The organism is Pseudomonas sp. TH07, assembly GCF_016651285.1.
GTDB lineage: Bacteria > Pseudomonadota > Gammaproteobacteria > Pseudomonadales > Pseudomonadaceae > Aquipseudomonas.
The window spans coordinates 5,582,941-5,603,170 of the sequence record NZ_JAEKED010000001.1 but is presented as its reverse complement, the minus strand read 5'-3'; the positions used below and the strand labels follow the sequence as shown (position 1 = coordinate 5,603,170).

The 20,230-nt window shown below is 63.4% G+C and carries 14 protein-coding genes; 5 read left to right on the top strand and 9 right to left on the bottom strand.

Going from position 1 to position 20,230, the window contains the following annotated elements; genetic code table 11:
• Positions 1 to 40 precede the first annotated feature (40 nt).
• Positions 41 to 1,531 (top strand): CoA-acylating methylmalonate-semialdehyde dehydrogenase, encoded by a 1,491-nt coding sequence (locus JFU57_RS25755; protein WP_078469053.1) that lies wholly within the window; start codon positions 41 to 43, stop codon positions 1,529 to 1,531.
• A gap of 54 nt (positions 1,532 to 1,585) precedes the next feature.
• On the opposite strand, the gene JFU57_RS25750 is transcribed toward JFU57_RS25755, so the two are convergent.
• Positions 1,586 to 2,374 (bottom strand): IclR family transcriptional regulator, encoded by a 789-nt coding sequence (locus JFU57_RS25750; RefSeq protein ID WP_020299389.1) that lies wholly within the window; start codon positions 2,372 to 2,374, stop codon positions 1,586 to 1,588.
• Positions 2,375 to 2,709: 335 nt separating this feature from the next.
• Complete coding sequence (locus tag JFU57_RS25745) at positions 2,710 to 3,141, bottom strand: PaaI family thioesterase (protein WP_201131223.1); 432 nt, start codon at positions 3,139 to 3,141, stop codon at positions 2,710 to 2,712.
• Positions 3,142 to 3,534: 393 nt separating this feature from the next.
• Between JFU57_RS25745 and JFU57_RS25740 the strand changes: the two genes are divergently transcribed.
• The 3 genes from JFU57_RS25740 (at position 3,535) to JFU57_RS25730 (ending at position 7,762) form a co-directional block, all read left to right on the top strand.
• Positions 3,535 to 5,238 carry a long-chain fatty acid--CoA ligase gene (locus tag JFU57_RS25740; protein ID WP_201131222.1) on the top strand — a complete coding sequence of 568 codons (1,704 nt, stop codon included), beginning with the start codon at positions 3,535 to 3,537 and terminating at the stop codon, positions 5,236 to 5,238.
• A gap of 48 nt (positions 5,239 to 5,286) precedes the next feature.
• On the top strand, positions 5,287 to 6,648 hold the full coding sequence (locus JFU57_RS25735) for an MFS transporter (RefSeq protein ID WP_078469056.1): 1,362 nt from the start codon (positions 5,287 to 5,289) through the stop codon (positions 6,646 to 6,648).
• Positions 6,649 to 6,757: 109 nt separating this feature from the next.
• The gene (locus tag JFU57_RS25730; RefSeq protein WP_201131221.1) at positions 6,758 to 7,762 is read left to right on the top strand and encodes an NAD(P)H-dependent flavin oxidoreductase; all 1,005 of its coding nucleotides are present in this window, start codon (positions 6,758 to 6,760) and stop codon (positions 7,760 to 7,762) included.
• 37 nt (positions 7,763 to 7,799) lie between these two features.
• Here JFU57_RS25730 and JFU57_RS25725 read toward each other — a convergent pair whose 3' ends face one another.
• From JFU57_RS25725 to JFU57_RS25695, 7 genes are all read right to left on the bottom strand, one after another.
• Positions 7,800 to 9,053: an OprD family porin gene (locus tag JFU57_RS25725; protein WP_242487406.1), complete on the bottom strand. Its 1,254-nt coding sequence runs from the start codon at positions 9,051 to 9,053 to the stop codon at positions 7,800 to 7,802.
• 372 nt (positions 9,054 to 9,425) lie between these two features.
• Positions 9,426 to 10,568: an acyl-CoA dehydrogenase family protein gene (locus JFU57_RS25720; RefSeq protein WP_201131220.1), complete on the bottom strand. Its 1,143-nt coding sequence runs from the start codon at positions 10,566 to 10,568 to the stop codon at positions 9,426 to 9,428.
• A gap of 10 nt (positions 10,569 to 10,578) precedes the next feature.
• Positions 10,579 to 11,775, bottom strand: a complete 1,197-nt coding sequence (locus tag JFU57_RS25715; protein WP_201131219.1) for an acyl-CoA dehydrogenase family protein — start codon at positions 11,773 to 11,775, stop codon at positions 10,579 to 10,581.
• Positions 11,776 to 11,790: 15 nt separating this feature from the next.
• Positions 11,791 to 13,911, bottom strand: coding sequence for a 3-hydroxyacyl-CoA dehydrogenase NAD-binding domain-containing protein (locus JFU57_RS25710; protein WP_201131218.1), 2,121 nt, complete (start codon positions 13,909 to 13,911; stop codon positions 11,791 to 11,793).
• Positions 13,912 to 14,291: 380 nt separating this feature from the next.
• On the bottom strand, positions 14,292 to 16,745 hold the full coding sequence (locus JFU57_RS25705) for a TonB-dependent siderophore receptor (RefSeq protein WP_242487405.1): 2,454 nt from the start codon (positions 16,743 to 16,745) through the stop codon (positions 14,292 to 14,294).
• A 75-nt stretch (positions 16,746 to 16,820) separates the two neighbouring features.
• Complete coding sequence (locus JFU57_RS25700) at positions 16,821 to 17,792, bottom strand: FecR family protein (RefSeq protein WP_201131217.1); 972 nt, start codon at positions 17,790 to 17,792, stop codon at positions 16,821 to 16,823.
• 6 nt (positions 17,793 to 17,798) lie between these two features.
• Entirely contained in the window at positions 17,799 to 18,320 is a 522-nt protein-coding gene (locus tag JFU57_RS25695; RefSeq protein WP_078469064.1) for a sigma-70 family RNA polymerase sigma factor, read from the bottom strand.
• A 336-nt stretch (positions 18,321 to 18,656) separates the two neighbouring features.
• On the opposite strand from JFU57_RS25695, the gene JFU57_RS25690 reads away from it, so the two are divergent.
• On the top strand, positions 18,657 to 19,997 hold the full coding sequence (locus tag JFU57_RS25690) for an ABC transporter substrate-binding protein (RefSeq protein ID WP_078469065.1): 1,341 nt from the start codon (positions 18,657 to 18,659) through the stop codon (positions 19,995 to 19,997).
• The last annotated feature ends 233 nt before the right edge of the window (positions 19,998 to 20,230 follow it).

Genomic DNA, 20,230 nt, shown 5'->3' with positions numbered 1-20,230 from the left:
CGGGCGCCACGGCGCCCGCTTCAGCGAGGTTGTACCGAGCATGAGCATCGAACATTTGATCAATGGCCAACTCCTGGCTGGGGGCACGCGCCAGGTCGCGGTCTTCAACCCGTCCACCGGCGCCAGCATCGCCCAACTGACCCTGGCCGACAGCGCCACCGTGCAGTTGGCGGTAGAGGCGGCCGTGGCGGCTTTCCCGGGGTGGCGCGACACACCGCCGGCCAAGCGCGCCCAGGTCCTGTTCCGTTTCAAGCAGTTGCTCGAAGAGCATCAGCAAGCCATCGCGCAACTGATCAGCCTGGAGCACGGCAAGACCCTGGAAGACGCCCTGGGCGAGCTCAAGCGCGGCATTGAAAACGTCGAGTACGCCTGTGGCGCCCCGGAGCTGCTCAAGGGCGAATACAGCCGCAACGCCGGGCCGGCCATCGATTGCTGGTCAGATTTCCAGCCCCTGGGTGTGGTGGCCGGGATCACCCCGTTCAACTTCCCGGCCATGGTCCCGTTGTGGATGTACCCCCTGGCCATCGCCTGTGGCAACTGCTTCATCCTCAAGCCTTCGGAGCGCGATCCCAGCTCGACCCTGCTGATCGCCCAGCTGTTGAACCAGGCGGGCCTGCCCAAGGGCGTGCTCAACGTGGTGCACGGCGACAAGGAAGCGGTGGATGCGCTGCTGCAAGCGCCACAGGTCAAGGCCCTGAGCTTTGTCGGCTCGACCCCGGTCGCCGAGTACATCTACGCCGAGGGCACCCGGCGCGGCAAGCGCGTCCAGGCCCTGGGCGGGGCGAAAAACCACGCGCTGCTGATGCCCGATGCTGACCTGGGCAGTGCGGTCGGGGCGTTGATGGGCGCGGCCTACGGTTCCTGCGGCGAGCGCTGCATGGCGATCTCGGTGGCGGTGTGCGTCGGCGATCAGGTGGCGGATGCCTTGATCCAGCGCCTGCTGCCACAGATTGCGGCATTGAAAATCGGCCCGGGCACATCCCCAGGGTTGGACATGGGGCCGTTGGTGACGGCTGCGCACCTGGCCAAGGTCAGTGCCTATGTGGACGCCGGGGTCGAGGAGGGTGCCGAGCTGCTGGCTGACGGTCGCGGGCTGCAAGTGCCGGGGCATGAACAGGGCTTTTTTATCGGCGGTTGCCTGTTCGACCGGGTCACGCCGCAGATGAGCATCTACCGCGACGAAATCTTCGGCCCGGTGTTGTGCGTGATGCGGGTGGCGAGCCTGGAGCAGGGCATCGCCCTGATCAATGGGCACGAATACGGCAATGGCACCTGCATCTTCACCCGGGATGGCGAAGCGGCGCGGCTGTTTGCCGATCAGATCGAAGTCGGCATGGTCGGGATCAACGTGGCCTTGCCGGTGCCGGTGGCCTACCACAGCTTTGGCGGCTGGAAACGCTCGCTGTTCGGCGACCTGCATGCCTATGGCCCCGATGGCGTGCGTTTCTACACCCGACGCAAGGCCATTACCCAGCGCTGGCCGAAGGCGGCCACTCAGGAATCCACGCAGTTCGCGTTTCCCAGCCTGTAAGCGTCGAGGCCGATGACCAGGGCGACGTCCCTGGTCATCGGCCTGGGCCCGGGTTTACACGCCGAGGCTTTCCAGGTCCCGGGCCAGCATCACCAGTTGGTGGGCCAGGGAGTTTTCGAGTTTCTCGCTCGACAGCTGGAAGCTCGGGGCACCGCAGGTCAGGGCCATGATGCTGCCGTCTGCCAGGTGCAGCGGTACGCCGGCGCCATTGACGTTGCGGTCCCACTCGCCCAGGGACAGGCAAAAACCCAGGGACTCGTATTCGCGGAACGAGGCTTCCAGGGATTTTTCCAGGGCCGGCCATTCGTCGCCGGCCTTTTTCGCCACTTCCCCCAACAGATGGTCGCGCTCGTTTTTCGGCGTGGCGGCCAGGTAGGCACGCCCGGCGGCGCTGGTGGCCAGGGGCAGGCGTACGCCGGGCTCCATGCGCAGGCTGGCGACTTCCGGCGGGCGGCTGCTGTCGACGTGAATCATCGACAGCCGATCGCGGCAGGTCAGGCTGACGGTGGTGTTGGTCCGACGCGAGAACTCATCCATATACGGCTTGCCGAGCTGGCGCACCCGCAGGCTGGCGGAGTAGGCGTACCCGAGGGCCAGCACGGCGGAGTCGAGCTGGTACTTCTCCAGGTCCTGGTTGTACTTGAGGTAGCCCAGTTGCGTCAGGGTGTAGGTCAGGCGCGAAACCGTCGGTTTCGGCAGCCCGGTAATGCGTGCGATGTCCTGGTTGCCGCGCACCGCATGGCCATGGGTAAAGGCCCGCAGGACTTCCAGGCCACGGGCCAGGGCCTCGACGAACTTGCGGTCCTTGGGGTCTTTTTCCGGGGAATCGTTCTGGTCGTGCATAGGCGTATCCGATGGGGGCTGGTGCCGGTCCAGTGCCTAGGGTCTGCACGAAAACTACCTGCGCTTCGATCATGCTGCGTTAAAAACACGCTCAGAATGCTCATGTAGGCCTCTACACTGCGCTTCCTCGCCTGTTTTTGCCTTGCCTGATCTTTGCTCGGCAAGTTTTCCTACAGACCCGAGTGACCACACAGCAGGTTCGTGAAATTCAACTGAAAAATGGTAGCGCGGAACCGCTTGAATTGACATCGCCGATTCCCTGTCGAAACCCGGTTTCGCAGGTGCGTGGCAGGCGCTTGTATTGGGCTTGTCTGCACGCGCGCCGCGCAACCGCCTCAGTCGCCATCCGGCGCCAGGCGCCCGCGCTTGAAAACCCCTTCTGCGCTCGCGAGTAATTGCCCTTCGACGTCGAGCAGGTCGCAGGTTGCCATAAAGATCTTGGCGCCACCGCCCCGGGTCCGTGCCACGGCTCGGACCTCGGTCCCGGGGGCGGCTGCAGCCATGTAGATGATGTTCAGCGACAGGGTCAGGGCCAGTCGCCGCTGGGCGGGGACGGCGTGCCAGGTTCCGCTCATGCCCATGGCCGAGTCCGCCAGTGAGGCGATCACTCCGCCGTGCAGGTTGCCGGCCCGGTTCAGGTGATGGGCCTGCACGGTGAAGCCGATGATGGTTTGCGCCTGGCTGTACTCGTGCAGGACCAGGCCGATATGGGCGGAAAAACCGTTGAAGGGGTCTTGCTGCGGTAGTTGCGGATGAACGGCGGTCATGGGCGATAGCTCGTGTGGGTCAGTCAGTGAGACAGGAATCAAGGGTTGCTTCCCGTGCCAGCGATGGCTGTACGGTGTTTCGCAAAGGTCTATTTAAGTCCAGTTAAGCGGATGAATCTAATTATTTCATGAGATATATGGAACCATATTCCGCAGTGCGAAATAAAAAAGATTGAAATAGGATTGCGTCATGGGGCAGGATCGGCCCTGATGTGACGGCCACTGCGACCTGTGCCTGCCTTATCGCGTTCAGCGCCGGCAAGCCGCGAACAGGGCCCAGGCGCCAGGTCGCGCAAGCGTTGCCGGCCCTGATCCAGGCCGCTCGGGGGACATCCGCAAGAGCCCCTGCCAGCGCAACTCGTGCTTGATCACCTTCGGAGTCAAGGAGTCTCGATGCCCACTATCAGCAGCGTGCGCCCCCACCAACGCGTCTGGCCTAAACGCCTGCCACACGCGTTATCGGTCCCGGCCACTTCCCTGTGGTTCAACCTGGAGGTGTCTGCGCGGCGCTACCCGGACAAGACCGCCTACCTGTTTTTTGGCCAGCCCCTGAGTTTCAGCGCCTTGCAGGCCCAGGCGCAGGCCGTGGCCGGCTGGCTGCAACGCGTGGGGGTCAAGGCTGGTGATCGGGTGGCGCTGTACCTGCAGAACTGCCCGCAATTCGTCGTTGCCTATTACGCCATCCTGCGGGCGAATGCGGTGGTGGTGCCGGTCAACCCGATGAACAAGATGGAGGAGTTGACCTACCAATTGCAGGACGCCCAGGCACAGGTGGTGATCTGCGCCGCCGACCTGGCGGCGACCGTGCAGGCCGCCCAATCAACCCTTGAACCTCACGAACGCCTGCGGCAGGTGCTGGTGACCCATTACAGCGACGCGATGCCGCCTGTCTCCGCCATGGACCCGGCCGAGCTTGCTGCCGAGGCCACCGATGCCTGGCTGCGCGCTGAGCCGGCATTGCCCGCAGCCTGCCTGCGCTGGAGCGAGATCCTCGACCAGGCCTGGCCCCTCGGTCCGCACACCGCCGAGGCGGACGATCTGGCGATGCTGCAATACACCTCAGGCACCACTGGCCATCCCAAAGGCTGCATGCACAGCCACCGCAGCTTGATGAGCAATGCCGTCACCGGCTGCTGGACCCAGTCCACGGTGGCCTCAGTGGGGTTGGGCGTGGTGCCGTTTTTCCATATCACCGGCCTGGTGTGTTTTGTCCTGCGCGCGGTGTTCGATGCCACCAGCACGGTGATCCTGCCGCGCTGGGACCGGGAGCTCGCCGGGCGCCTGATTTCGCGGCACCAGGTCACCCACTGGACCTGCATTCCAACCATGGTCATCGACCTGTTCGGCAGCCCCAACTACAAGGATTTCGGCCTGGGCGGGCTGGTTCATATCAACGGTGGCGGGGCGGCGATGCCCCAGGCCGTGGCCGAGCGCCTGCAACAGGAGTTCGGGCTGACCTTCCTCGAAGGCTACGGGCTCACCGAAACCGCAGCGGCCACCCATGGCAACCCACCCGAACGGGCCAAGCTGCAGTGCCTGGGCATGCCGTTCTTCGGCGTCGATTCGCGGGTGGTCGACCCCAATACCCTGCGCGAGCTCGAACCCGGCGAGGTCGGGGAAATCGTCAGTCGTGGGCCGATGCTGTTCCAGGGCTACTGGCGCAACCCCGAGGCTACGGCGGCGGCCTTTATCGAGTTGGAGGGGCAGCGGTTTTTCCGCACCGGCGACCTGGGGCATATGGATGAAGAGGGCTACTTTTTTCTCACCGACCGGCTCAAGCGGATGATCAATTCCAGCGGCTTCAAGGTCTGGCCGGCCGAGGTGGAAGCCCTGCTGTTCAAGCATCCGGCGGTGCACGAGGCCTGCATCATCTCCAGCCAGGACGCCTACCGGGGCGAGAGCGTCAAGGCGCTGGTGGTCCTGCGCAGCGAAGCTCGGGGCCAGACCACCGAGCAGCAGATCATCGACTGGTCCCGTGAACACATGGCGGCCTACAAGGTGCCGCGCCAGGTGCAATTCGTCGAAAGCCTGCCCAAGTCCGGCTCGGGCAAAGTCATGTGGCGCCTGCTGCAGGAGCGTGAAACTGCGGGCACCTGAGCACCGATCCCCCCGTCCCAGCAATTACCCACTCTGCCGGAGATGACCATGACAACAAAAATAATAAACGTCCAAGGTCCGCAATCCCTGCCGACCCATGCTGCTCGGCTCGACTCGCTGTATTCCAGGATCCGCTGGCGCCTGCTGCCGTTGTTGATGCTGTGCTACATGGTTGCCTTCCTTGATCGGGTCAACATCGGCTACGCACAATTGCAGATGAAGCAGACTCTGCCGTTCAGCGACGCGGTGTACGGCTTGGGCGCGGGCATTTTCTTCGTCGGCTATTTCCTGTTCGAAGTGCCCAGCAACCTGATGTTGCAGCGCAGCGGGGTGCGCAAGACCCTGCTGCGGATCATGGTCTGCTGGGGCCTGGTGGCATCGGCGATGATGTTCGTGCGCACCCCTCTGCAGTTCTACGTGCTGCGGTTTTTGCTTGGGGCGTTTGAAGCCGGGTTTTTCCCTGGGGTCATCCTGTATTTCACCTTCTGGTTCCCGGCGGCCCGGCGTGGCCAGGTGATTGCTTTGTTCATGACGGCTGCGGCGTGCGCCGGCCTGATCGCCGGGCCATTGTCCGGCAGCATCTTGAAGTACCTCAACGGCGTGGCCGGCTTCAATGGCTGGCAATGGCTGTTCGTGCTCCAGGGGCTACCGGCCAGTGTGCTGGGGGTGGTGGCGTTCCTTTACCTGCAGGATGGCCCGGATCAGGCAAAGTGGCTGAGCACCGCTGAGAAACGCCTGCTGAGCGACGACCTGGCGCAGGAATTGAAGAACCGCAAGGACCGCTCCCTGCACACCGTGGGCCAGATGTTTCGCGATCCCAAGGTGTACCTGCTTTCCACGGCGTACTTCATGTTCCTGGGGGCCACCTACATGCTGGTGTTCTGGATGCCGAGCCTGATCCAGGGCTGGGGTGTGGCGGACCTGTTGTTGGTGGGGTTGATCACCACTATCCCCAACATCGTCGGCATTGTCGGCACCATCGTCATTGGTCTGCACTCGGACAAACGCCGTGAGCGGCGCTGGCACTTTGTCTGCTGCATGGGGTTGGCAGTGTTCGGCCTGGGCATCACCACGCTGTTGAACGGTCATCTGGTGATGTCGGTGGCGGCGCTGTCTTTGGCGTACCTGGGAATCAAGGCGGCGACACCGTTGTTTTTCGCCCTGGTCAGCGAATACCTGTCTGTGGCCTCCGCAGCGGCCGGCATTGCCCTGATCAGCAGCCTGGGCAACCTCGGGCCGGCGGTGACGCCGTGGCTCAACGGGGTCATCAACAGCCATACCGGTGGCCACGTATCGAGCATGTACCTGGGCATCGGCATGTACCTGCTGGCCGGGTTGCTGGTGTTGCTCTCTGCCGGAACCGCCGGGGCGGCGAGGGTCAGTCCGGGGATCGCCCTGGCCACCAAGTGAACAAACGCCTTGTGCCGCCAGCCCTGGAGCGGCAGGCGCATGGGACCTGGCTCAGTTGCCGAATTTCGTCGGTGACGAGCATGTTGATCGCTCTGAAAGGAGGTGCTCCATGAGCTTGCCCGAGGTGTTGTCCCGGCGTTTGCGCCTGCCGTTGGTGGCCGCTCCGCTGTTTATCATTTCCACCCCGGAGCTGGTGATCGCCCAGTGCAAGGCCGGGATCGTCGGTTCGTTTCCGGCACTCAATGCCCGCCCTGCGGCGCAGTTGGAGCAGTGGATCGAACGCATTACCCGGGAGTTGGCCGAGCATGATCGGTTGTATCCCGAGCGGCCCTCGGCCCCCTTTGCCGTGAACCAGATTGTCCATCGCTCCAACGAGCGCCTGGAGCAGGACATGGCGGTCTGTGTGCGGCACAAGGTGCCGATCATCATCACGTCCCTGGGTGCGCGCCCCGAGATCAACCAGGCGGTGCACAGTTACGGCGGCATCGTGCTGCACGATGTGATCAACAATAAATTCGCGCACAAGGCCATCGACAAGGGGGCTGACGGCTTGATCGCAGTCGCGGCGGGGGCGGGCGGGCATGCCGGGACGCTGTCGCCCTTTGCCCTGGTGCAGGAAATCCGCCAATGGTTCGACGGGCCCCTGTTGCTTTCGGGTTCGATTGCTTCTGGAAGCTCAATCCTCGCGGCCCAGGCAATGGGGGCTGACCTGGCCTATATCGGTTCGGCCTTTATCGCCACCCGCGAGGCCAATGCGGTGGATGGCTACAAGCAGATGATCAGCCAGGCGAGTGCCGACGACATCGTCTACACCAACCTGATCACCGGGGTGCATGGCAATTACCTCAAACCGTCATTGCAGGCGGCAGGGCTCGATCCGGAGAACCTGCCCAGTAGCGACCCCTCACAGATGAATTTCGGCAGCGACCGCCAGCGGCCCAAGGCCTGGAAGGAAATCTGGGGCTGTGGCCAGGGTATTGGTGTGCTTGACCATGTACCGACAGCCGAGGCTCTGGTGGCACGTTTTGCCAGGGAGTACCGCGAAGCGCACCTGCGTCTGGACAAGGTTTCGGACGAGTTCCAGGGGCCCACGGCGGCCGTGAGCCGGGAGTAGGCAACTGCCGGCCAGTGCCGGCAGCTGGGGGCGGGGGTTACCAGACTTTCAGGTTGTATTCGACGATCAGCCGGTTCTCATCGACGTTGGCCGTATAGTTGGCGCGATACACCACGTTGCGCCAGCGCAGGCCGAGGTTTTTCAGCGGACCTTGCTGGATCACATAAGCCAGGTCGGTATCGAATTCTCGTTCTCGGCCATTGCGTTGTCCGATCTTGAAGTGGTTGCCCTGCACGTAGCGGCTCATCCACGTCAGACCGGGCAGGCCTGCTGCGGCGAAATCGTAGCGGTAGCGCAACTGCCAGGCGTCCTCCCCGGCGTTGATGAAGGATTTGTAGGTCGAGGTATTGAATCCGTAAGGGTCGGTACCGTTGATAAAGGGCAGGCCGCTGCGCCCGCTCTGGTTGTGATAGATGAAGCCCAGGGCATGGCCCTTGTAGCTGAAGGTTTCCATGATCCCCAGGTAACGGTTGTCCACCTCAGCCCGGCCCTGGCTGCCGCTGTTGAAGTAACGCACTTCGGATTTCAGCGAGAGGCTGTCGGTCAGCCGCGCATCATGGGTCAGGTTGCCGTAGTGCTGGTCATAGTTGTCCTTGAGCTCGGCGTAGAAATAGCTGGCCTTGAGCGCGGGCGTTACGGCGTAGCTGGCCCCGACATAGCTGAAACGATCGCTGCTGACCCGGCCTGCGACCTGGCGGCCGTTTCTGGCGAGGGCCGACATGCTCATGTCCTCGTAGTCCGTGGAGTTGCGCAGGCGTACCGCCGTGAACTGGCCGAGGGTCAGGGTAAGATCCTTCAGGTCACTGGAGACCAGTTGCGTCCCCTTGAAGGTCTGCGGCAGCAGGCGGGTATCGTTTCTGAAGGCGACGGGAAGCAGCGGCTCGTGGGTACCGATGCTCAATACGCTGCTGGCGGCCCGGGCTTTGGCGGTCAGGCCGAACGAGCCGTATTGATCGGCGACATCGCCACCGCGGTCGGCCAGCAGTGCCCCGGTATGGGCCGTGCCACCACCGGAATCGAGCTTGAGGCCGAGTGTACCCAGTGCGTCAACGCCAAAACCCACGGTGCCTTCGGTGTAGCCAGACTGGTAACGCAGGGTAAAACCCTGGGCCCATTCTTCCGCCTTGCTTTGTGGCGTTGCCTCACCGTGGAAGTCGCGGTTCATGTAGAAATTGCGGGCGCCCAGGTTCAACTGGCTGTCTTCAATCAGTTGTGCCTGGCACACCAGGGGCAGCATGCAACCACCCAACAGGGTGGAAAGGGGCAGTAAAGGTTTGGATGCCGAATGCATGGATCTTACCTATGTTGTTGTTTTTATTTTTAGGAGCGCCCACGTCGTATTCGTCCATGCCGGGGTTAGCCTGCTCGCAGCACCTGGAGGCTGCTGAGGAGGCAGCAGGCAATGCCAGGCTTCGTCGCGGGCGTAGCAACCCCTGACCCAGCCGAAGGCGAGGGTCATGCAAGCGGGCGCGAAAGACGAGGGGGCTGAGTGGGGGGCTCAACTACGTTTGCCGGGGTATTTCAACCCTGGATAGCGCAGTTGCGGACCCGCCCGGTGGAGGCTTTCAGCGCAGCGTGAAGTAGCCCGCTGCGCGCCAGTCAAGGAAGGCGGCGACACCTGCGATGGTTGCGGCGGCGCGATGCCGGGTCATCGACATGGAGTTCATGCGGCGAGTTCTTTGCCGAGGGCAATAAAGCGCTGCAAGTGGTGATCTTCATCGCCCAACTGATGGTCGATCATCACCAGGCGCTTGGCGTAATGGGCCAGCGGCAGTTCCCAGGTCATGCCGATGCCGCCGTGCAACTGGATGCTTTCCTCGGCCACCAGGGTACCGATGCGCCCGATGCTGACCTTGGCCGCCGACAGTGCCCGCTCGCGAGTCAGCCGGTCGGCGTCCAGGGCGGCGGCAGCGTTGATCACCGCCGAGCGGGCTTGCTCGATCTCCAGCAGCAGCACTGCCATGCGATGTTGCAGGGCCTGGAAGCTGCCGATCAGGCTGCCGAATTGCTTGCGGGTACGCAGATAATCCAGGGTGGCTTGCTTGGCCACCTCCATCGCCCCCAGCGCTTCTGCGCACAGGGCCAGCACCCCCCGGCCAATGGCACGCTCCAGGGTGGCGTAGCCCTGGTGTTCGGCCCCCAGCAGGGCGTCGGCCGAGAGCTTCACGTTGTCCAACTGCACCTGGGCGACGCGGCCGCCATCGATGGTGGCGCAACCCTGTATCCGCAGACCCGCAGTGTTGCTCGGCACCAGGAACAGGGAGATTCCTGCTTCGTCGTCAATGGCACCCGCGGCGCGTGCCGAGACCAGCAACAGGTCGGCGTGCTCGCCATGCAGCACCATGGCCTTGCTGCCATTTAGCAGCCAGCCTTGGCCGTCATGCTCGGCGCGGGTGGCGACCCGACTGGTTTCATAGTGAGTGCCAGGTTCTTCATGGGCGAAGGCGGCGAGCAGACTGGCGTCGACAATGCCCTGCAGCAGGGCCTTCTGCTCAGGGGAACCGGCCGTGGCGATGGCGTCGCCGACCAGTATCGCGCTGCCCAGCAACGGCTCGACCAGCAGCCCGCGACCGATGGCTTCGAACACCACGGCAATGTCGAAACCGCCGCCGCCAAAGCCGCCGTGCTCTTCGCTGAGCAGTGCGCCGATCACACCGAGCTCGGCCAGTTGCTGCCAGATCTCGCGGCTGAAGCCGTGGGTTGCCTGGAGAATGTGTTCGCGTTTGTCAAAGCTGTATTGCTCCGCGATAAAGCGGTTCAGGCTGTCGGCGAGCATGCGCCGCTCTTCGCTGTGTTCGAAGTTCATGTGCGTGCCCTCATAGCCCGAGAATCGTTTTCGAAATGATGTTTTTCTGGATTTCGTTGGACCCGCCGAAAATCGACAGCTTGCGGTTATTGAAGTACTGGGCGCTGGCATTGGCGGCAAACGCCGGGCCCAGGTCCAGGGCACTGAAGTCGTCTGCCTCGGCTTCAGGCACCAGGGCCCGGGCGCTGGAACCCATGGCCCGGCGCATCAATGAGGTCAGCTCCTGGCGGATTTCCGTGCCGCAAATCTTCAGCATCGAGCTTTCTGCGCCAGGGACGCCGCCTCCGGCCACTGCGGCGATGACCCGCAGGTTGGTGGTCTTCATGTTTTCCAGGTCGATCTCGACCCGTGCCAGTCGCGCAGAGAAGGCCGGGTCTTCGGCCAGTGGCCGGCCGTTGCGGCTCTGCAGGGCGGCCAGGCGCTTGACCCGTTCAAGGGCTGCCATCGACAGGCCGACCCCGGCGATGTTGGTGCGTTCGTAGGTCAGCAGGTATTTGGCACAGGTCCAGCCCTTGTGTTCCTCGCCCACCAGGTTGTCTACCGGCACCCGCACATCGGTGAAAAACACTTCGTTGATTTCGTGGGCGCCTTCCAGGGTAATGATTGGCCGCACCTCGACCCCAGGCGAATTCATGTCGATCAGCAGGAAGCTGATGCCTTCCTGCTTCTTCGCTTCGCGGTCCGTGCGCACCAGGCAGAAAATCATGTTGGCGTGCTGGCCGAGGGTGGTCCAGGTCTTCTGGCCGTTGACCACATAGTGGTCACCGTCGCGCACGGCGCTGGTTTTCACCGCTGCCAGGTCCGAGCCCGCGCCGGGTTCCGAATAGCCCTGGCACCACCAGTGCGTGCTATCGAGAATGCGCGGCAGCCAGTAGCGTTGCTGCTCCGGGGTGCCGTATTTGATCAGCACCGGGCCGAGCATATTGACGCCGAAGGGCACGATGCGCGGCGTATTGGCCAGGCTGCATTCGTGTTCGAAGATAAACTTCTCGAACGCACTCCACCCCGGGCCACCGTGTTCGACCGGCCAATGATTGGCCAGCCAGCCACGGGCATTGAGGATCGAGTGCCACTGCTCCATGTCGGCCTTGGACAGGTGCCTGCCGTTGGCCACTTTTTCGCTGAGGTCCACAGGCAACTGTTCGGCGAGAAAGGCCTGTACTTCACTGCGAAAAGCTTCTTCTTGCTCGGTAAAACGCAAATCCATGTTGGCTTCCCCCGGTTAGTGCGGCTGGTTGAGGCTGTCGAAGCTGGCACCGCGTTCCACCAGCTGCACCAGTAACGGCGAGGGCTTCCAGAACTGCGGATCGGTTTTGGCGAACTCGTGGATATCGGCGAGCACCTGAGGCAGTCCGATCCCGTCGGCGTACTTCATCGGGCCACCCAGGTGCCGGGCGAAGCCGTAGCCATGGATAAAGGTCACATCGACATCCAGGGGGCGCAGGGCGATGCCTTCATGCACCACATTGGCCCCCTCGTTGATCATGGCGGCCATGTAGCGGCGGACGATTTCCGATTCGCTGAAGCTGCGAGGGGTGATGCCGGCCCGAGCGCGTTCGGCGTCGATGATCGCCAGCACTTCGAGATCGGGCGTGGCGCTGCGCGCGCCGGCGGGGTAGAGATAATAGCCACGGCCGGTCTTCTGCCCGAACCAGCCGCGTTCGCAGAGGCGGTCGGCAATCTGCACATAACGGGCTTCGGCGGGGCGGGTGGCGGCCTTGCGTTTGCGGGTGGCCCAACCGATGTCGCCACCGGCCAGGTCCGACACCTGGAACGGGCCCATGGGGTAGCCGAAGTCACGCAGGGCCTGGTCGATCTGATAGGGCGAGGCGCCGTCTTCCATCATGCAGTCGACTGCCTGGCGATACACCGCGAGGATCCGGTTGCCGATAAAACCATCGCAGACCCCGGCCCGGACCGGAACCTTGTTCAGTTGCCTGGCGAAGGCGAAGGCACTGGCCACCACCTCGGCCGAGGCTTTGGCCGGGACCACGATTTCCAGCAGTTTCATGATGTTGGCGGGAGAGAAGAAGTGCAGCCCGAGCACATCGGCAGGGCGCGAGGTGCTGTCGGCAATGGCATTGATATCCAGGTAGGAGGTGTTGCTGGCGAGGATGGCGCCGGCCTTGCAGACCTGATCCAGCTGGCTGAATACCGCCTGCTTGACGGCGAGGTCTTCGAATACGGCCTCGATCACCAGGTCGGCCTGGGCCAGGCTGGCGTAGTCGAGGCTGGTGTTGAAGCGTGTGAGGGTTGCGACTTTGTCGGTGGCCTTCAGGCGACCCTTGGCGATCAAGGCGTCGTAGACCTGCTCGACACGGGCCTGGCCGCGCGCCAGGGCACCTGGGTCGCGCTCGATCAGGGTCACGTGCAGGCCGGCATCAAGTGCAGCCACGGCAATGCCGGCGCCCATGGTGCCACCGCCGATCACGCCCACCCGTTCGATTCGGCGGGGTGTGGCGTCGCGGGTTTCGGGTGCCTTGAGCACTTCGCGCTCGGCGAAGAAGGCATGCACCAGGCCTTTGTGCTGCGGGCTGGCGAGGCATTGCAGGAACAGCTCGCGTTCCAGGCGCAGGCCGTCATCGAAGGGCTGCTCCAGGGCTGCCTCGACCGCCAGGATAATGTTCAGCGGGGACAGCAGGCCCCGGGCTTTGCTGATGGTTCCAACGCGTGCGGCATCGATTGCGGCGTAGTGGCTGGCCGGCTCGGCCAGGGCCTGGGCGTCCCGGGTGCGGCGGACTCCGGCGTTTGCCGCGAGAAGTTGACGGGTATAGGCCAGACCCTCGGCGAGCACATCGGCGCTGCCGGACAATTGATCGACCAGACCCAGGGCCTGGGCTTCTTCGGCCCCCAGATGACGGCCGCTCAGCATCAGGTCCAGGGCCGGGCCGGCGCCGATCAGGCGTGGCAAGCGCTGGGTACCGCCGGCCCCCGGGAGCAGACCTAGCAAGACCTCGGGCAAGCCGAGCCGCGAGCCGCTGACGGCCAGCCGGTAATGCGCGGCAAGCGCCACCTCCAGCCCACCTCCCAGGGCCACGCCCTGGATCGCTGCCACCACCGGTTTGTGGCAGCTCTCGATGCGGTTGACCACCTCGGGCAATGAAGGCGGCTGGGGCGGCTTGCCGAATTCGCGGATATCGGCGCCCCCGGCGAAGTGGCGACCGGCCCCGACCAGAAGCACGCCTTTCACCTCGGGGTCATTGTCGGCCTGTTCGATCGCGGCCAGCAGTCCGCGTCGTACCTCGACCCCCAGCGCGTTGACGGGAGGGTTGTCGAGGGTCACCACCAGGATATTTCCGTGCAGGACAGACTCCACGGCTGGGCGGGGGGTATCGGGGCTCATCGCAAAAATCTCCAAAGTGGGGGGAGGTTTGAGGTCGTTTGCGTCGACAGCGTGTTGTTCGAGACGCCTGTCCAGCGACAAAAGCTGTTTCGCTGGGCGTTTATTTATTCGAAATTGATCCTGTCATCAATAAATTGTGTGGTCAATACGGAATCTACTTTCGCACAGCGGAATAAGAAATTTCATTTAAGCACTGAAGACTTGTGCTGATTCATGCAGAAACAGCCCTGTGTACAGGGGGCGTGACTGAGGGGCGGGATGCGGGAGGCTGGTGTGGTTTGAAACCTGGCCTGTGGTGAGGGCGCTTGTTCCTGTTCGGCCGCGTGGCGGCCGCCGCGATCTGTCTCTCAGACCGCAACGGCCGCTTTTGCAGGCGCCGCTTACCAGCGATAGGTGATGGAGCTGACCAGTTGCCGCTCGTCGCCATAGCGGCAGATGGCGGCTTCGCAGTAGGTGTAGCGTTTGTTGGTGACGTTGTTGGCGTTGACCGCGACTTCCCAGTTGGGGTCGATTTCGTAGCTGGCCCGGGCGTCGAACAGGGTGTAGGCCGGCATTTGCGACGGCACTGCCGAGGCCTGGGTGGTGCCTTTGTAGCGGGCGCCGCCGCCGATCCTGGCCTTGGGCAGTCCCAGTTCGGCCAGACGGTAGTCGGCCCAGAGTGCGGCCTGGTGGTAGGGCGTGTCTTCGCTGCGCTGGCCGACTTGGCCGACGACGTTGCTCTTGGTGATGCGCGCGTCGATGTAGGCGTAGGAGCCGATCAGGCTCAGATTGGGAGTGGCCTCGGTCTTGGCTTCCAGTTCTAGGCCCCGGGAGCGCATTTCGCCGGTCTGGACAAAGTAGGTGGAGGTGGTGTCGGTGGGGTCCGGGGTCAGCACGTTTTTCTGCACCAGTTCGTACACCGCCGCGCTCAGCAGGGTGGCGCTGCCTTCGGGCTGGTAGCGGATACCGATTTCATACTGCTTGCCTTCGGTGGGTACAAAGGCCTGGTTCTGCTTGTTCAGGCCCGCCACCGGGAAGAACGACTCGCTGTAGCTCAGATAGGGCGCCAGGCCGTTGTCGGCCTTGTACACGAGGCCGGCGCGCCAGGTGGTGGACTCATCACTCTGGCTGGTCTTGGCCGAGGTGCGAAACAGCTCGGTGCTCTGGTCGGCCCAGTCATGGCGTCCGCCCAGCAGCGCAATCCAGTGTTCGTCGAATTTGATCTGATCCTGGAAATAGATGCCTTTTTGCAGGGTGTCGACTTGGGAGCCCCGGTCCTGGGCCAGTGATTTATTGACCACCACCGGCTGCCCGTAGTTGTAGGTGCTCAGGTTCAGGGCCGGCGCATTGCCCCGGAAGTTGTGCGAGTCGTAGCTGGTGTCGTAACCGTCGAAACCCACCAGGAAGGTGTGGTCCCATTGGCCGAACTGCCATTTGCTTTCGACGCTGGTGTCGCTGGCCAGGCCCCGGGAGCGCTCTTCACGGTCGCTGTATTGGCGGCTCAATATGCCGGTGCGTAGCGAATTGTCGAGGGTGGTTTTGGTGGCATTCACTTGCAGGTAACGCCAGGTCACGTCCGACTGGTAGTAGCGCAACTTGTGGCTGATGCGGGTGTGCTCGTCGAAGCGGTGTTCGAATTCATACCCCAGGGCGGACATCTCGCCGTTCATTTCGTCGTAGTCCGGCTCGCCGATAAAGTCATGGCGACCGATCTGGTAGCGGTTGTCACCCACACCCTTGACCAACTGATAAGGCAGCGGCGCGGAGAAGCGGGTTTCGGTCTTCTGGTAGAACGACAGCAGGGTCAGCGAGGTGTCATCGTCCGGACGCCAGGTCAGGGCCGGGGCGACGTAGATCTTGTCGTTACCGATGTGGTCGCTGCTGGTGTCGCTCTTGCGATCGAGCAGGGTCAGGCGATAGCTGAGGGTCTCGCTGTCGCCCAGGGGGCCGGTGAAGTCGGCGGACAGTTGCTTGCGGTTGTTCTGCCCGGCCTGCACGTTGACTTCATGGTAGGGCGTCTGGCTTGGGCGCTTGCTGACGGTGTTGATCAGGCCACCGGGTGACAGTTGGCCGTAGAGCACCGAGGCCGCGCCACGGATCACTTCGGCGCGCTCCAGGCCGTAGGGCTCCTGCACCCCGTCATAGGAGTTGTTCTGAAGGCGCAGGCCATCGCGCAAGGAGCCGCCAGTGGCCGACTCGACATCGAAACCACGGATGCGGAAACGGTCCGAGGTGCGGTTGAAACTGGTTGGCTGGCTGGTAAAGCCCGGCGTCATGTCCAGGCTCTGGGACAGGGTTTCCGATTGCCGGTCGCGGATCTCGTCGCTGGTCACCACCGACAGCGATTGCGGGGTTTCAATGATCGGGGTGTCGGTCTTGGTGGCGCTCATGTTGCGTTTGGCGACATAGCCCTTGAGGTGGCCGGTGGTGCTTTCTTCGCTGTTCAGCCCGGTAATGGCGGTGGGGGCCAGCTCCAGGCTGCCGGTGGTGACGGCGGGGATCAGCACGAAGCCGTTGTCGCTTTGCCGGGCCTGGTAGCCGCTGCCCTGGAGAATCCGCGCAAAGCCCTGGTTGATTTCAAACTCGCCCTGCAGGCCCGGGCTGTTGAGGCCGGCGACGGTTTTGGCGTCGAACATCAGCGCAACTCGCGATTGCTGGGCAAACAGGTTCAGCGCCGGGCCCAGGGGGCCGGCGGGAATGTCATAGCGCTGTTGAGCCTGGGCCTGGGCCGCGAGGGGCATGCACAGCCCAAGCCCCAGCAGGGTGCAAGTCGCCAGATTGACGGCCAGGACCAGGGGAGCGAAGGGTACGCGGGGACGCTGGATGTGGGGCATTGGGGTGCAATCTGACGGCATGGAAGAAGTTCCTGTCATGGGGTTCTTTCTTCCTTGACGCGGCAGGTAAAAAAAGCGGAACCCTGCCTGCAGAAATTAGTGCGGGTGCGCCTCCAGGCGCTCAACCCTGATCCACCAGGGGCCGTACGAATGGACCCGGACCGGGAAGGCATCGGCAATCAATTGCAGGGCGCGGCGCGGGTCGTCCAGCGGCAACACTGCCGATACCCGCAGGTCGGCCAGTTGCTCACGGTCGAACTGCACATGGCCGCCATACTGCCGGGCCAGTTCATCAAGCACTTGCGGCAATGGCCGGTCCTGGACCACCCATTGATGGGCCTGCCAGGCGTCATTGAACAACGCGCTGTCGACGCTTCCCAGCAGCTCGACCTGCTCCGAGGTGATGCGCGCCTGTTGCCCGCCCTGAACCTGGGTCTCGACGCTGCTGTGGGCGCCCTTGGCTGCCACTTTGGATTCCAGCATGGTCAGCAGGGTGCCCGGCGCTTCGCGTTTCACCGTGAAGCGTGTGCCCAGTGCCTGCATGCGTCCATCGTCGGTGACCACGGTGAATGGCCGGGCGGGGTCGTGGGCGACCTGCACCAGGATTTCCCCGCGCAACAATTCGACCTCGCGCTGCTGGCCGTTGAAGGTGATGTCCACTGCGCTGGCGCCGCCCAGGACCAACTGCGAGCCATCCTCCAGGCGCAGGCTGTGCCATTCGCCCGGCGCCGTGCGCTGGTCGGCCAGCAGGTAGCTGAGTGGGTAGCTGCGCAGCATCAGGGCCAGGGGCAGGGCGAGCAGCACCCCGAGCATGGCTGTGGCGCCCAGGTGGCGTCGACGATTGACCAGGGCCGCATCGAGGGCCGCCTGGACCGGCGCCTGCTGCGCGCTCAGGGCTTGCAGGTGGCCGACAAAACCTTGCAGGCGCGCCAAGCTGGCGGCATGGCGCGGGTCCTGGGTTTTCCAGTGCTCGAACGCCTGTTGCTCGTGGGCGTCGAGTTCGCCTTCACCGAGGCGGATCACCCAGTTGGCCGCTTGCTCTTCAATCGTCGGTTTCGGCTGGCCCATCAGCGGTTACACATCCAATGCATGGTGGCAATGCACCAGGGCATTCATCAGATGCTTGCGTACCATGCGCTCGGAAATCTGCAGGCGGCTGGCAATCTCGGCCTGGCGCAAGCCTTCGAGAAAGTGCATCAGGAACACTTGCCGCGCCTTCAGGCCAAGGCCATCGAGGACGAAGGCAATCTGTTCCAGGGCTTCGAGGGTGACCAGGATCTGCTCCGGCGACTGTTGGCAGCCTTCGAGCAGGTCAATGGTCAGCGCCAGTTCCCGCAGGTAGGCGTCTTCGATTTTGCGCCGGCGGGCACGGTCGATAATCAGGTGCCGCGCGGTGGTGGTGAGGAACGCCCGCGGCTCGCGCATACCACCCAGGGCCTCGCGCGAAGAAAGGATGCGGACAAAGGTGTCATGGGACAGGTCGGCGGCATTCTGTGGGCAGCCGAGTTTTTTTCGCAGCCAGCCCAATAGCCAACCGTGGTGCTCGGTGTAGAGCACATTGACGGCGTGTTGCATGGGCAGTTCGGCGGTCGACATGGAGGTGCATCTGCGGATAAGAACTATTCGCGATGTTAGCGGGCCCGCAGTCCCGAACGCAAGCGGCAGAAGTGCCGGTGCTGGCGATTTGCCTCAAGGCGCGTCGACGGCACCCGATTGAGTGAATGGCCCAGTATCCGAGCACTGTTCGCCAAGCAACAGCCGATCAATAGACTGTCATCCCGCGTACAGCGTCGACCTCCATATGTCGGTTTTAAGTCATTGATTTTGAGCGGTTATATTGTTGGCATGGATTGTGGTTCAGGTCAGGCGCAACCGATGACTCGACCCGGCCACGGGAGGGCGACCCCTTACCCTTGATAAGAAGCCACCCCCATGCGCAAAACCTTGCATCGCACCCTGGCTGCCAGCCTCCTGGCCCTCGGTCTCTTTACCGGCTTGGCGCCGGCTGGCGCCCAGGCCGCCGATAACCAGCAGTTCATTCCCCTGGCCACTTACCGGGTCGGCGCCTATGCCTCCAGCGGGATTCCGTGGTGGGCCGGGGAGATCGACTATTTCCGCTACATCAACGAGGTCGAGGGCGGGGTCAACGGGGTCAAGCTGGTCTGGCAGGAGTGCGAGACCGAGTGGAACACCGACCGGGTCATCGAATGTTATGAGCGCTACAAGAAAGGCCTGGACGGTGCGCCGACGGCGTTTTTCTTCACCCACAGCACGCCGGCCTCCTACGCCTTGATGGACCGCGCGGCAGTCGACCATATCCCGCTGATCGACGGGGCCGGCGGCCGCACCGAGTCCACCGACGGCAGCGTATTCCCCTATGCCTTCCCGCTGCTGCTGAACTACTACGGCCAGGCGTCGGTGGGCATCAACTACATCGCCCAGCGCGAGGGCGGGTTCGACAAGCTCAAGGGCAAGAAGATCGTCACCGTCTACCACGATTCGGCCTACGGCCGCGAAACCCAGGCGCCGATGCAACTGCTGGCGCAGAAGTACGGTTTCGAGAATATCCAGATACCGGTGGCGGACCCGGGCAGCGAGCAATCGACCCAATGGCGCCAGGTGCGGCAGATCAACCCGGACTGGGTGTTTTTGCGCACCTGGGGCGTGTCGACTCCTGTAGGAATCAAGACCGCAGTGCGTTTTGGCATCCCGGTGGACCACATCATCGGTGACGTCTGGGCCGGTTCCGAGGCCGATGTGATTCCCGCCGGCACCGCCGCCAAGGGCTACCAGGCGCTGGCGCCGTTTCCGGGGGGCGACGGTTTCGAGATCCATCAGCGGCTCAAGCAACACCTCCTCGATGCCGGCAAGAGCAACCTCAAAGACCCCAGCTACTTCGGCAAGGTCTACTACAACATCGGCCTGATCAACGCCGCGATTGCGGTGGAAGCGCTGCGCACCGGCCAGGCCAAGTTTGGCCAGCGTCCACTGAACGGCGAAGAAACCCGCTGGGCGTTCGAGCACCTGGACATCGACGCCGCACGCCTCAAGGCCATGGGGTTCGAAGGGCTGCTGGCACCGTTGAAACTGTCCTGCGCCGACCACGAAGGCGGCGGCTCCGCCCGGGTGCAACAGTGGGACGGGCAGAAGTGGGTGCTGGTCAGCGACTGGCTGCAAGCGGACCGCGCCACTCTGCGTCCGCTGATCGAGGCCAAGTCTGCGGCCTATGCCAAGGAGAAGGGCATTACGCCGCGTGACTGCTCGGCGGAATAAACCGGCACTCGGCGCGGATAGGGGCCAACCCTGGGTTAGCGGAGTTGGCCCGGGCATGAAGGAGAGCGCTGTGCACGGTTGCGCCAACCCGGCGCAACGGGAGCAGGCTGCCTCATTTCAGGGATTTTCCACGAGGATGTTTTCGCGAATAAGCACAATGTTATAAGATAACCACAAATCCGGTTCTGCGCTGCGTCCAAGGCAGAACCTTCAACCCCTGCGTTGCGAAAACT